General features: G+C 61.9%; 12 protein-coding genes. 5 read left to right on the forward strand and 7 right to left on the reverse strand.

What is annotated here, in order from left to right; translation table 11 throughout:
• Positions 1–5 precede the first annotated feature (5 nt).
• From SB756_RS14430 to gpmI, 3 genes are all read right to left on the reverse strand, one after another.
• The gene (locus SB756_RS14430; RefSeq protein WP_016502020.1) at positions 6–1,322 is read right to left on the reverse strand and encodes a S41 family peptidase; all 1,317 of its coding nucleotides are present in this window, start codon (positions 1,320–1,322) and stop codon (positions 6–8) included.
• Between the two features lie 78 nt (positions 1,323–1,400).
• Complete coding sequence (locus tag SB756_RS14435) at positions 1,401–2,708, reverse strand: murein hydrolase activator EnvC family protein (protein WP_410911017.1); 1,308 nt, start codon at positions 2,706–2,708, stop codon at positions 1,401–1,403.
• 142 nt (positions 2,709–2,850) lie between these two features.
• Positions 2,851–4,386, reverse strand: a complete 1,536-nt coding sequence (gpmI, locus tag SB756_RS14440; RefSeq protein ID WP_341796990.1) for a 2,3-bisphosphoglycerate-independent phosphoglycerate mutase — start codon at positions 4,384–4,386, stop codon at positions 2,851–2,853.
• A gap of 206 nt (positions 4,387–4,592) precedes the next feature.
• Here gpmI and SB756_RS14445 point away from each other — a divergent pair, with 206 nt between their 5' ends.
• From SB756_RS14445 to secB, 3 genes are read left to right on the forward strand one after another with little or no spacing between them, the layout of a single operon-like run.
• Positions 4,593–5,006 carry a rhodanese-like domain-containing protein gene (locus SB756_RS14445; protein WP_016502017.1) on the forward strand — a complete coding sequence of 138 codons (414 nt, stop codon included), beginning with the start codon at positions 4,593–4,595 and terminating at the stop codon, positions 5,004–5,006.
• Position 5,007: 1 nt separating this feature from the next.
• On the forward strand, positions 5,008–5,262 hold the full coding sequence (grxC, locus tag SB756_RS14450; RefSeq protein ID WP_003249204.1) for a glutaredoxin 3: 255 nt from the start codon (positions 5,008–5,010) through the stop codon (positions 5,260–5,262).
• A gap of 39 nt (positions 5,263–5,301) precedes the next feature.
• Entirely contained in the window at positions 5,302–5,787 is a 486-nt protein-coding gene (secB, locus tag SB756_RS14455; protein ID WP_016489596.1) for a protein-export chaperone SecB, read from the forward strand.
• A gap of 74 nt (positions 5,788–5,861) precedes the next feature.
• Here the strand turns inward: secB and trmL are convergent, their stop codons facing one another.
• Positions 5,862–6,323, reverse strand: a complete 462-nt coding sequence (gene trmL, locus SB756_RS14460; RefSeq protein ID WP_013974580.1) for a tRNA (uridine(34)/cytosine(34)/5-carboxymethylaminomethyluridine(34)-2'-O)-methyltransferase TrmL — start codon at positions 6,321–6,323, stop codon at positions 5,862–5,864.
• On the opposite strand from trmL, the gene SB756_RS14465 reads away from it, so the two are divergent.
• Entirely contained in the window at positions 6,322–6,759 is a 438-nt protein-coding gene (locus tag SB756_RS14465; RefSeq protein ID WP_341796989.1) for a hypothetical protein, read from the forward strand. The two genes, trmL and SB756_RS14465, sit on opposite strands and share 2 nt — an antisense overlap.
• Positions 6,760–7,202: 443 nt before the next feature.
• Here SB756_RS14465 and ntrC read toward each other — a convergent pair whose 3' ends face one another.
• The 3 genes from ntrC to glnA form a co-directional block, all read right to left on the reverse strand.
• Positions 7,203–8,639 (reverse strand): nitrogen regulation protein NR(I), encoded by a 1,437-nt coding sequence (gene ntrC, locus SB756_RS14470; protein ID WP_410911018.1) that lies wholly within the window; start codon positions 8,637–8,639, stop codon positions 7,203–7,205.
• A complete protein-coding gene (gene glnL, locus SB756_RS14475; protein WP_341796987.1) occupies positions 8,636–9,721 on the reverse strand; it encodes a nitrogen regulation protein NR(II) in 1,086 nt (361 codons plus the stop codon). The genes ntrC and glnL overlap by 4 nt, the downstream gene beginning before the upstream one ends.
• Positions 9,722–10,076: 355 nt before the next feature.
• Positions 10,077–11,483 (reverse strand): type I glutamate--ammonia ligase, encoded by a 1,407-nt coding sequence (glnA, locus tag SB756_RS14480; RefSeq protein ID WP_016489592.1) that lies wholly within the window; start codon positions 11,481–11,483, stop codon positions 10,077–10,079.
• 491 nt (positions 11,484–11,974) lie between these two features.
• On the opposite strand from glnA, the gene thiI reads away from it, so the two are divergent.
• A complete protein-coding gene (thiI, locus tag SB756_RS14485) occupies positions 11,975–13,429 on the forward strand; it encodes a tRNA uracil 4-sulfurtransferase ThiI (RefSeq protein WP_410911019.1) in 1,455 nt (484 codons plus the stop codon).
• The last annotated feature ends 4 nt before the right edge of the window (positions 13,430–13,433 follow it).

Genomic DNA, 13,433 nt, shown 5'->3' on the forward strand with positions numbered 1-13,433 from the left:
GTGGATCATTTGCCCGAGGTGATGTTCAGCCCTTTGAGCAGGCTCAGGGCCTGGCTCAGCTGGAAGTCATCGTCCTGCGGGCGTTCTTTGCGCTTGCTGCTGCCGGTCGGTCGGTCGGCGCCGCCGTTGCCGTTGCCCAAGTGGCCCTGCAGGTCGGCTTCCTTGAAGTTTTCGGTGTCGACTTCGGCGGTGAGCTTGGCCGGGCGCACTTCGATGTCCGGCACGATGCCCTGGGCCTGGATCGAGCGGCCGTTGGGGGTGTAGTACAGCGCGGTGGTGAGCTTCAGGGCGCGGTCGTTGGCCAGCGGCAGCACGGTCTGCACCGAGCCTTTGCCGAAGCTGTCGGTACCCATCAGCACGGCGCGCTTCTGATCCTGCAGGGCACCGGCGACGATCTCGGAGGCCGAGGCACTGCCGCCGTTGATCAGCACCACCAGTGGCACGCCTTCGCTGGCGTCGGCCGGGTCGGCCGAGAAGCGCAATTCGGAGTTGGCGATACGGCCCTTGGTGTAGACGATCAGGCCCTTGGTCAGGAAGTGGTCGGCCACTTCTACCGCCGACTGCAGCACGCCGCCCGGGTTGTTGCGCAGGTCCAGCACTACCCCGCGCAACTTCTTGCCGTTGTCCTTGCGCAGCTTGGCCAGCGCCTTGCCCACTTCGTCGCCGGTCTTGACCTGGAACTGGGTGATGCGGATGTAGCCGTAGTCGTTCTCCAGCAACTGGCTCTTCACGCTCTTGACCTGGATGACCGCGCGGGCCAGCGTCACGTCGAACGGATTGCCGCCGTCGCGCACCAGGGTCAGGGTGATCTTCTCGCCGATCTTGCCGCGCATCTTGTCGACCGCTTCGGTCATGGTCTGGCCACGGGTCGGGGCGCCGTTGATCTTGACGATCAGGTCGCCCGCCTGCACACCGGCACGCGAAGCCGGGGTGTCGTCGATTGGCGAGACCACCTTGATGAAGCCGTCTTCCTGGCCCACCTCGATGCCCAGCCCGCCGAACTCGCCGCTGGTGCTTTCCTGCAGCTCCTGGAAGTCCTCGGGGCCGAGGTAGGCGGAGTGCGGGTCGAGGTTGCTGAGCATGCCCTTGATGGCGTTTTCCAGCAGGGTCTTGTCATCCACCGGTTCGACGTAGGCAGCCTTGATGCGGTCCATGACCTCGGCGAAGGTGCGCAGCTCTTCCAGCGGCAGCGGCGCCTTGGCGGTCACCTCGGTGGCTGGCACCGCGGCGGCCTTGGCCGGCTCTGCGGCGGTGGCCAGGGGCGCGCCGACCGCCAGGGCGATGGACAGGGCCAGCTGGGTGAGACGAGGCGAGTGCAGCATGTCGAACGAACTCCTGATCCTGTAAGCGCTCCCTGGGGAGCATCGGCGCAGCATTCAGGCTACGCCGTAGAAATTTGACTAGCCCCGGCACCACTGCGAAGGGTCGGTAGGCCGACCCTGCTGGCGGATGGCGAAGTACAAGCCTGCCGCGTCCTGGCCACCGCTGTCGCCAACGGTGGAAATGGCTTCACCGGCCTTGACGATATCACCGGCGCTCTTGAGCAGGCTCTGGTTGTGGCCGTACAGGCTCAGGTAACCGTTGCCATGGTCGAGAATGACCAGAAGCCCGGCGCCGCGCAACCAGTCGGCGAACACCACGCGCCCGCCGTGCACCGCACGTACCTGGGTGCCCGGGTTGGCGCTGATCATCACCCCGTCCCACTTTGCACGGGCGTCGCTGCCGCGGGCATCACCGAAGCGTGCCAGCAATCGACCGTTCACAGGCCATGGAAGTTTTCCCCGCGCCGAAGAAAATGCGCCGCCGTAGCTTGCGCCGTCGGTGGAAACCATCGGGCCGAGGGTGGTGCGGGCCTTTTTCGGTGGTTCCACGGGTTCCTTTGCCTGTTCGCGGGCAGCAGCGGCGGCCAGGGCTTCCTGCTGGCGGCGTTTTTCCGCTTCCTGCTGGGCCAGCAAGGCTTTCTTGCGCGCTTCTTCAGCTTCGCGGGCCTGCCGGGCCAGGGTTTCCTCAATGGTCTTGAGGACTTTGGACAGGTCGGCCTGGTCCTGCTCGCGGGCCTGCAACTTCTGGTCGCGGTCCTTCATGTCGCCATTGAGCTTGGCCAGCACCTGCTGGCGCTTGCCTCGCTCGGCTTCCAGGGCCTGGCGGCGGCTGTCGAGGTCGGCGCGCTGGGCCAGCAACTGTTGCTGCTGGCCGGCAATGTCCTGTTCGACGTTGGCCAGCTGGCGCAAGGTCTCGTTGAAGGTGCGCAATTGCTCCAGGCGCGCCTTGCTCAGGTAATCGTAGTAGGTGAGGGTGCGCGCGAACTTCTCGGGGTTCTGCTGGTTGAGCAGCAGCTTGAGGTATTCCTCGCGGCCGTTGTTCTGGTAGGCCGACCGGGCCTGAATGGCGATCAGTCGCTGTTGTTCAACGCGGGCGCTCTGGAGTTTTTTTTTCTCGGTTTCAAGGCGCTCCAGATCGCCCTCGGTCTTTTTTAGTTCTTGCTGCAGAGCCTCCACCTGCTTTTCGAGGTTGCCGATGTCGGTCTCGGTGGCTTTGAGGTCCTTTTGCACACCGGCCTTTTCTTCCTGGAGCTTGCCCAGCGTCTTCTTGAGCTCGGCAATATCCTGGCGGGTGGCGTCCAGTTGCTGCTGGGTCTGCGCACGCTCATCGGCGAAGGCCGGGCTGAGCAGGCAAGACAGGGCGAGTAGGATCAGGGCGCGAAGCATGGGGTTTGGCGTACCAAGGATGGAGACTGGCTTAGTATGCCCGCCCGGGCAGGCAAAAAAAACGCCTCGCTGCGGGTGCAGGGGGGCGTTGGTCTGGAATTCATGTGCAATCGGGGCCGCGAAGCGGCCCCGATACACCGGATCAGGCGTCGACCAGGATCGACGTACCGGTCATTTCCACCGGCTTTTCCAGCCCCAGCAGCTTCAGCATGGTCGGCGCCACGTCGGCCAGCACACCACCATCGCGTACCGTGACGTTGCGCTTGCCCACATAAATGAACGGCACCGGCTCGGTGGTGTGCGCGGTGTGCGCCTGGCCGGTGCATTCGTCTTCCATCTGCTCGACGTTGCCGTGATCGGCGGTAATCAGCGCTTCGCCGTCTACCTTCTCCAGCGCTTCGACAATGCGCCCTACACAGGTATCCAGCGCTTCGACTGCCTTGACCGCAGCCTCGAACACGCCTGTGTGGCCAACCATGTCGCCGTTGGCGTAGTTGACCACGATCACGTCGTACCGCTGCTGTTCGATAGCTTCGACAATGCGATCGGTCACCTGCGGTGCGTTCATTTCCGGCTGCAGGTCGTAGGTGGCGACCTTCGGCGACGGGATCAGGATGCGTTCTTCGCCTTCGAACGGCTCTTCACGCCCGCCCGAGAAGAAGAAGGTAACGTGGGCGTACTTCTCGGTCTCGGCGATGCGCAGCTGGGTCTTGCCGTTCTTGGCCAGGTACTCGCCCAGCACATTGTTCAGGCTGGAAGGTGCAAAGGCCGCCGGGGCCGGGATCTTGGCCGAGTACTGGGTCAGGCCGATATAGGCCGCCAGTTTTGGCAGGCGGGCACGCGGGAACTCGTTGAAATCGGTTTCGACGAACGCACGCGACAGCTCGCGAGCGCGGTCGGCGCGGAAGTTCATGAAGATCACGGCATCGCCGTCTTCAACCTTGACCGCTTCCCCAATGCGCGTGGCCTTGACGAACTCGTCGCTCTCGTCACGGGCGTAGGCCGCTTCCAGGCCGGCCTGGGCGGTGTCGGCGGTGTACTCGGCGGCGCTGTCGACGATCAGGTTGTAGGCGGCGCTGACGCGGTCCCAGCGGTTGTCGCGGTCCATGGCAAAGTAGCGGCCGATCAGGGTGGCGATGCGGCCCTTGCCCAACTTGGCGAAGGTGCCGTCGAGCAGTTCGATGGACGACTGCGCGCTGCGTGGCGGGGTGTCGCGGCCGTCGAGGAAGGCGTGCAGGTAGATCTTTTCTGCGCCGCGCTGCGCAGCCAGTTCGGCCATGGCTACCAGGTGGTCCTGGTGGCTGTGCACGCCACCATCAGACAGCAGGCCGAGGATGTGCACGGCCTTGCCGGCATTGGTTGCATGGTCCACGGCGCCGGTGAGCACCGGGTTTTCGAAAAACTCGCCATCGCGGATCGCTTTGGTGACGCGGGTGAAGTCCTGGTAGACGACGCGGCCGGCCCCCAGGTTCATGTGACCGACTTCGGAGTTGCCCATCTGCCCGTCCGGCAGGCCGACATCCATGCCCGAGCCGGAAATGAGGCCATGCGGCCGGGTGGCGCGCAGGCGATCATAGACCGGTGTGTTGGCGGCAAAGATGGCGTTGTGTTCGGGGATATCGCTGTGGCCGAAGCCATCCAGGATGATCAGGACCAGGGGTTTGGGCGTACTCGTCATCAATCAAACTCACGGTTGTTCAAAGATGATAAAGACACGCATTTTAGGGCAAATACGCCAGCTGCGGCGAATAATCGTCCTGTTCCCTGACCAGCGCGGCCCGTGCGGCAACATGAAGGTACTTTTGCGGCCGGCCCGTCGGGCTTTGGTGGTACTGGGGGGCTGTGTATACTGGCCGGCATTTTCAATCGCCTGGAACACCGCTGATGGTTGCTCACCTGATTCAATTCGCGACAGATCACTACATCCTGGTTGCGATCTTCGTTGTTCTGCTGGTCCTGCTGCTGCTCAATGAAATCCGCCGTGGCGGCCAGAGCCTGAGCAATGGCCAACTGACCGCCCTGGTCAACGCCGACAAGGGTCTGGTCATCGACATCCGTACTGCCAAGGAATACGCCGCCGGCCACATCGTCGGTGCCATCAACATTCCGCAGGACAAGCTGGCCGCCCGCATGAGCGAGCTGGACAAGCACAAAGAGAAGACCCTGATCGTCGTCGACGCGATGGGCCAGCAGTCCGGCACCCACTGCCGCGAACTGCTCAAGGCTGGTTACACCGCCGCCAAACTGAGCGGTGGCGTTTCCAGCTGGAAAGCCGATAACCTGCCCCTGGTGAAGTGATATGAAGCCCGTCATCGTCTATTCCAGCGACTACTGCCCCTACTGCATGCGCGCCAAGTACCTGCTCGAGAGCAAGGGCGTGGCCTTCGAGGAAATCAAGGTCGACGGCAAGCCGCAGGTTCGTGCCGAGATGAGCCAGAAGGCCGGCCGTACGTCGGTGCCGCAGATCTGGATCGGCAGCACCCATGTCGGTGGATGCGATGACCTCTATGCCCTGGAGCGCGCCGGCAAGCTCGACGCGCTGCTGGCGGCCTGATTTGCACTGCATTCAAAAACATTAGGATAAGGACCTGCCATGACTGACCAACAGACCAACGGCGCTGCTGCAGAAGACAACAGCCCTCAGTTCTCCCTGCAGCGCATCTATGTGCGCGACCTGTCGTTCGAGGCCCCGAAAAGCCCGCAGATCTTCCGTCAGACCTGGGAGCCGAGCGTTGCGCTGGACCTGAACACCAAGCAGAAAGCCCTGGAAGGTGACTTCCACGAAGTGGTGCTGACCCTGTCGGTAACCGTCAAGAACGGTGACGAAGTGGCTTTCATTGCTGAAGTGCAGCAGGCCGGTATCTTCCTGATCGCCAACCTGGATGCGGCTTCGATGAGCCACACCCTGGGTGCGTTCTGCCCGAACATCCTGTTCCCGTACGCCCGCGAGACCCTGGACAGCCTGGTGACCCGTGGTTCGTTCCCGGCCCTGATGCTGTCGCCGGTCAACTTCGACGCCCTGTACGCGCAGGAAATGCAGCGCATGCAGGAAGCCGGCGAAGTGCCGACTGTGCAGTAATCACTGCCGGTATCAAGAAAGCGCCTCTCGGGGCGCTTTTTTGTTGCCCGCGAAAGGGCCCTTGCAGGCTAAGATCAGCTACCGGCAAACCCGTTTTGCCGCCAGGCCTCATAAACTGTCACTGCCACAGTATTGGACAGATTCAGGCTGCGGCACCCCGGCCGCATCGGCAGGCGCAAGCGTTGTTCGGCCGGCAGGCTGTCCAGCACCTCGGCCGGCAAACCGCGGCTTTCTGGCCCGAACAGAAAGGCGTCGCCCGGCTGATAGGCCACTTCATGGAACGGGTGCGAGCCCTTGGTGGTAAAGGCGAACAGCCTTGGATTACCGAGGCTTTCCAGGCATCCGGCCAGGCTCTCATGGCGCTTGAGCGTGGCATACTCATGGTAATCCAGCCCAGCGCGACGCAGGCGCTTGTCATCCAGTTCGAAGCTGATGGGTTCGATCAGGTGCAGGTCGCAGCCGCTGTTGGCGCACAGGCGAATGATGTTGCCGGTATTCGGCGGAATTTCTGGTTGAAAAAGGATGACGTGAAACATGCACGGCTCCAAGCGTGAAGATGACGGGCATTCTACTCCTGAACCGGACGTGCGTTCGAAGGCCTTCCCTCGGGTAATGCTGTCACTGGCGATTGTCGGTTTGATGGTAGGGCTGATGATTGGCCGCCTGACCGCGCCCGACGAGCGTGAGCTCCAGCAGGTGGAGGTGGTGCAGGATGGCCTGACGTTGTGGTTCAACGAAGAACCCAAGCTGCATGGCGAGAATGTGGAAGGCACGGTTGCGCTGCTGTTCCAGGCCCAGGGCAAGAGCCAGCAAGGGCAATTGAGCCTGGAAGGCAAACCGGTCAGCTGGCGGGTGCAGAAGAGTGACGAAGGGTTGCTGCTGACGGTGATTGCCGCGCGTCCCCTGCACGGCGAGTGGGCCGGTGCAGAGGACGATGGGCGTTGGCGGGTGCAGGTGAAACTGCACGAATAAAAGAGGGGATATCCCGGCCTGCCTGTACCAGGGTCCCCAAAAGGGGTTACTGCGTATAAAGGGGGGATGACCCGGCCTGCCTGTACCGAGGTCCCCAAAACGGGCGGTGCTGCGAATAAAAGAGGGGTTCACCCGGCCTGCCTGTACCAGGGCCCCCGAAACTGGGTATGTATTAGCTATTGCAGGGGGCGTGCCAATTTTGCAAAGCCCGTGAATGTTGGGCTTTGAGGGGGATTTGGCCGGGTTTTGAGGGGATTTGTGCCTTCCAGAGGTGCATCGGGCACAGGATCGGTGCATCGGGGGCTGAAATAGCTGGGGCCGCTTTGCGGCCCTTTCGCGGCACAAGGCCGCTCCTACAGGAGAAAGCGAACCCCTGTAGGAGCGGCCTTGTGCCGCGAAAGGGCTGCAAAGCAGCCCCAGGAGATTACGGGTTTACCGATAAGTCAGTGCTCGTCACCTTCCTCGTCATCCCCACCCGCCACATTCATGCCCAGCTCCTTGATCTTGCGCGTCAAGGTATTACGCCCCCAACCCAGCAGCAGCGCCGCATCCCGGCGCCGTCCTGCGGTGTGCTTGAGCGCCGTCTCGATCATGATCCGTTCAAAACTCGGCACCGCGCTGTCCAGCAGGCTCGACTGCCCGCGTGCCAGCGCCTGGTCGGCCCACTGGCGCAGGGCCTGCTCCCAGTTGGTTACCGGTGCGGCATCCTGTGGCAGGTTCAGCAGCTCGGGCGGCAGGTCGCCGATCAGCACCTCGCGGCTGGAGGCCATCACGGTGATCCAGCGGCAGGTGTTTTCCATCTGCCGCACATTGCCTGGCCACGGCAGGTTGCGGATGAACTCTTCGGTTTCCGGCTTGAGGATCTTCGGCTCGACTGCCAGCTCTTGCGCGGCGCGGGCGAGGAAGTGGCGGGCGAGGGCAGGGATGTCCTCGCGGCGGTCGGACAGCCGCGGAATGTGGATGCGGATCACGTTCAGGCGGTGGAACAAGTCCTCACGGAACTTGCCCGCCTGCACCAGCGACTCCAGGTTCTGGTGGGTCGCAGCGATGATGCGCACGTCGACCTTGACCGGCACATGGCCGCCAACGCGGTAGAACTCGCCATCGGCCAGCACCCGCAGCAGGCGGGTCTGGGTGTCGGCGGGCATGTCACCGATTTCGTCGAGGAACAAGGTGCCGCCATCCGCCTGTTCGAAGCGGCCCCGGCGCAGGTTGGCAGCACCGGTGAAAGCACCTTTCTCATGGCCGAACAGCTCGGACTCCATCAAATCCTTCGGGATGGCCGCCATGTTCAGGGCAATGAACGGCGACGCTGCACGCGGGCTGTGACGGTGCAAGGCGTGGGCGACCAGCTCTTTGCCGGTACCGGACTCGCCGTTGATCAGTACGGTGATGTTGGAATGGCTGAGGCGGCCGATGGCGCGGAACACCTCCTGCATCGCCGGGGCTTCGCCGATGATTTCCGGTGTGCGCGCCAGGTTCTGCGGCACATCCAGGCCTTGCTGTTCCTGGGCGTGCTGGTTGGCGCGCTTGACCAGCGAGACGGCTTCGTCCACATCGAACGGCTTGGGCAGGTACTCGAAAGCACCGCCTTGGTACGACGCCACGGCGCTGTCGAGGTCGGAATGGGCGGTCATGATGATGACCGGCAGGCGCGGGTGGTGTTCGCGGATCTGTGCCAGCAGGTCGAGGCCACTGGCGCCCGGCATGCGGATATCGGAAATGATCACGTCCGGCTGCTGGCGTGCCAGGCGGCCCATCACGCCATCTGCGCTGTCGAAGCTCTGGGTGGTCATGCCTTCTTGTTGCAGGGCTTTTTCCAGGACCCAGCGGATGGAGCGATCATCGTCGACGATCCATACGGTTTCACTTCGGCTCATGAGGCGTTGGCTCCTTGTTCCAGGGGCAGGTAGATCGAGAAGGCGGTGTGGCCTGCGTGGCTTTCGCACTCGATCAGGCCCTGGTGCTGGCTGATGATGTTCTGGGTAATGGCCAGGCCCAGCCCGGTACCGTCCGGGCGGCCGCTGACCATGGGATAGAAGAGGGTGTCTTGCAGTTCCGGGGGAATGCCCGGGCCGTTATCGATGATCTCCACCCGCGCGACCAGGCGATGGCGAACATGGCCGATGGTGAACTGGCGCAAGGCGCGGCTGCGCAGGGTGATGCGGCCCAGGCGCAGTTCGTTCTGCGAACTGATCGCCTGCATGGCGTTACGCACGATGTTGAGCATGGCCTGGATCATCTGCTCGCGGTCGATCAGCACGTCCGGCAGGCTTGGGTCGTAATCGCGCACCAAAGTGATGCAGCCCTGGCTTTCGGCGTCGACCAGGCTGCAGACCCGCTCCAGCACTTCGTGGATGTTGGTCATGGCCAGCGATGGCAGCTTGTTCGAACCGAGCATGCGGTCGACCAGGTTACGCAGGCGGTCGGCCTCTTCGATGATCACGTTGGTGTAATCGCGCAGGCCTTCTTCGGGTAACTCGCGGGCCAGCAGCTGGGCCGCGCCGCGAATGCCGCCGAGGGGGTTCTTGATTTCGTGGGCCAGCCCGCGCACCAGCATCTTGGTGGTTTCCTGCTTGCTCAGCTGGGCCTCTTCCTTGGTGATGCGCAGCAGCCGGTCGCGTGGGTGCACCTCCAGCAACAGCAGGGTCTGGCCCTGGTTCAGGATGGGCGTTACCGCGTAGTCGACGGTGATGGTCTGCCCGGTCAGCGAGGTGAGCTGCGCTTCGCGCTTGGTGAACGGGTGCGCCTGCTCCACCGCCTGGCGCAACGAGCTGAGCGCTTCGGTCGATTCGGTAAACAGTTCGCTGATGAACTGCCCATGGCTACGTTGACCACTAACGGCTAGTAGCATTTCCGCGGCCGGATTCATGTACTCCAGGCGCAGCTCGGCGTTGAGCAGCAACGTGGCGGTGGTCAGGTTGTCCAGAAGCAGACGGTGCTGCGCATCGCTGATGGTCATAAGGCGTCGTTGACCTCTTTTGGCGCTTGCCTGGCACTTCTTTGGCCAGGTCCGGGCTCGGGGTGCATCTGCTGATGCCAGTCTCTCCACAGAAAAATGCAAGAAACAAACCAAAGCTCCGAAAAGAAGCGGGATTTGCCGATAAAGGCCTGGATCTGCGCAAATTCGGATCAGAAAGTCTTGATGAAACGTTTAATGTGAACCAGATTGGGGAGCAAATCGGGGCACTGTACTCAATCTTGCACCAAGATAGAGCATAGCGTGGGCGGCGAGGGTTCTGCGTGGGGCGCAAACGAAAACGGCCTCCCGAAGGAGGCCGTCGTGATCATTTTACCGGCGCGAGGCGCCGATCAGATCAGCAGCTGTAGTACAGCTCGTATTCCAGCGGGTGCACGAAGGTACGGACCTTGATCTCTTCTTCCGACTTCAGCTCGATGAAGGCATCGATGAAGTCATCGGAGAACACGCCGCCCTTGGTCAGGAACGCACGGCCTTTGTCCAGTTCTTCCAGGGCTTCTTTCAGGCTGCCGCACACTTGCGGAATGTCCTTGGCCTCTTCTGGTGGCAGGTCGTACAGGTTCTTGTCGGCAGCATCGCCTGGGTGGATCTTGTTCTGGATGCCGTCCAGGCCAGCCATCAGCAGGGCCGCGAAGGCCAGGTACGGGTTGGCCGATGGGTCCGGGAAGCGTGCTTCGATACGGCGGGCTTTCGGGCTGCCGACGTAAGGAATACGGATCGAGGCGGAACGGTTGCGAGCCGAGTAGGCCAGCATTACCGGGGCTTCGAAGCCTGGGACCAGACGCTTGTAGGAGTTGGTCGACGGGTTGGTGAAGCCGTTCAGGGCCTTACCGTGCTTGATGATACCGCCGATGAAGTACAGGGCGGTGTCGGACAGGCCGGCATAGCCTTCACCCGAGAAGGTGTTCTTGCCGTCTTTCCAGATCGACATGTGCACGTGCATGCCCGAGCCGTTGTCGCCGTACAGTGGCTTCGGCATGAAGGTAGCGGTACGGCCGTAAGCGTCGGCAACGTTGTGCACGACGTATTTCAGGGCCTGTACTTCGTCAGCTTTCTTCACCAGGGTGTTGAACTTGACGCCGATTTCGTTCTGGCCGGCAGTCGCCACTTCGTGGTGGTGAACTTCAACGGTCTGGCCCATTTCTTCCAGTGCGTTGCACATGGCAGTACGGATTTCGTGGTCGTGGTCGAACGGCGGAACCGGGAAATAGCCGCCTTTCACGCCTGGACGGTGGCCTTTGTTGCCGCCTTCCACGTCAGCGCCGGTCATCCACGAGCCTTGCTCGGAGAAGATCTTGAACATCGAACCGGAGATGTCCGAGTGGAACTTCACTTCGTCGAAGATGAAGAACTCTGGCTCCGGGCCTGCGAATACGGTGTCACCGATGCCGGTGCTCTTCAGGTACTCTTCGGCGCGCTTGGCGATCGCACGTGGGTCGCGATCGTAGCCCTGCATGCTCGACGGGTCGACGATGTCGCAGGTGATGATCAGGGTAGGTTCTTCGGTGAACGGGTCCAGGACGGCAGTGTCGTCAACCGGCATCAGGATCATGTCGGAAGCTTCGATGCCTTTCCAGCCAGCAATGGAGGAACCGTCGAACATCTTGCCGACTTCGAAGAAGTCTTCGTCCAGCGCATCACGCGACGGCATGGTCACGTGGTGCTGAATGCCTTTGGTGTCCGTGAAACGCAGATCAATCCACTTGACGTCATGATCTTTGATGAGTTGAACCGACTTCGACATGTTGTCCTCCGGAGGGTCTAGAGCGCGGTGGGCCGCTGCCCTGGAAAAAGGGTGTTGCCGGGCGCGGATAGTCGGCCAAGCTTACCTGCCTCACAAGGGAGCAAATTGCATGCCAGTGCCCGAAAATGGCGAGGGTGGGATAAAAGCAGGCGTTTGCGGGCATTTGGCGGCGGGTTGGCGGGGAAAAGTGCACCCTTACGATGCGGTTTTTGGTGGGCGCGCACTATTATGGTGCGACTGGTGAGTCTTGTGCCTTTTTCGAGGGCCTCTTCGCGGGTAAACCCGCTCCCACAGGGACCCCACGGTTTTAGAGGACTGTCCAAACCCTTGTAGGAGCGGGTTTACCCGCGAAAGGGCCGGAACAGGCGCCACAAAACCCCAGCCTTGCATTTATCTCAAAGCTTCTGATCAAAAGTTGGTCAAATCCTGAGCAGTTTCCGCTATAATTCGCGCCCCACATTTTCGGCAGGCCCTGCGCGCGCTGTTAACCAATGAAACTTATCGTCAAAGTCTTCCCAGAAATCACCATCAAGAGCCGGCCGGTGCGCAAGCGCTTCATCCGCCAGCTCGCCAAGAACATCCGCAACGTGCTCAAGGACCTCGATCCTGAGCTCGCGGTCGATGGTGTCTGGGACAATCTCGAAGTGGTCACCCGCATCGAGGACGAAAAGGTCCAGCGCGAGATCATCGAGCGCCTCACCTGCACACCGGGTATCACCCACTTCCTGCAGGTTGAGGAATACCCGCTGGGTGACTTCGACGACATCGTTGCCAAGTGCAAGCATCACTTCGGCCACCTGCTGGCCGGCAAGCACTTCGCCGTGCGCTGCAAGCGCGGTGGCCACCATGACTTCACCTCGATGGACGTCGACCGTTACGTCGGCAGCCAGCTGCGCCAGCAGTGTGGCGCCGCCGGCATCGAGCTGAAGAAGCCTGAAGTGCTGGTGCGCATCGAAATCCGCAACCAGCGCCTGTACGTGATCCACAACCAGCACCAGGGCATCAGCGGCTACCCGCTGGGCGCCCTGGAGCAGACCCTGGTGCTGATGTCCGGTGGCTTCGACTCCACCGTGGCGGCCTACCAGATGATGCGCCGTGGCCTGATGACCCACTTCTGCTTCTTCAACCTCGGCGGCCGTGCCCACGAGCTGGGCGTGATGGAAGTGGCCCACTACCTGTGGAAGAAGTACGGCAGCAGCCAGCGCGTGCTGTTCATCAGTGTGCCGTTCGAAGAAGTGGTCGGCGAGATCCTCAACAAGGTCGACAACAGCTACATGGGCGTGACCCTCAAGCGCATGATGCTGCGCGGTGCCGCGCACATGGCTGACCGCCTGGAGATCGACGCCCTGGTAACTGGCGAAGCCATTTCCCAGGTGTCCAGCCAGACTCTGCCGAACCTGTCGATCATCGACTCGGCCACCGACAAGCTGGTGCTGCGCCCTTTGCTGGCCAGCCACAAGCAGGACATCATCGACCAGGCCAACGAAATCGGCACCGCCGACTTCGCCAAGCACATGCCAGAATACTGCGGCGTAATTTCGGTAAACCCGACCACTCACGCCAAGCGCCACCGCATGGAGCATGAAGAAAAGCAGTTCGACATGGCCGTGCTGGAGCGCGCCCTGGAGCGCGCCAAGCTGATCTCCATCGACCATGTGATCGACGAGCTTGGCAAGGATGTCGAAATCGAGGAAGTGACCGAGGCACTGTCGGGCCAGATCGTCATCGACATTCGTCACCCCGATGCCCAGGAAGACGAACCCCTGGTGCTGGACGGTATCGAAGTCCAGGCCATGCCGTTTTATGCCATCAACAGCAAGTTCAAGCATCTGGATCCGACGCGCCAGTACTTGCTGTATTGCGACAAGGGTGTGATGAGCCGTTTGCACGCACACCATCTGCTCAGTGAGGGACATGCCAATGTGCGTGTTTATCGTCCGACATAAGACG

Source organism: Pseudomonas sp. SIMBA_068 (assembly GCF_046534705.1).
GTDB classification, from domain to species: domain Bacteria; phylum Pseudomonadota; class Gammaproteobacteria; order Pseudomonadales; family Pseudomonadaceae; genus Aquipseudomonas; species Aquipseudomonas putida.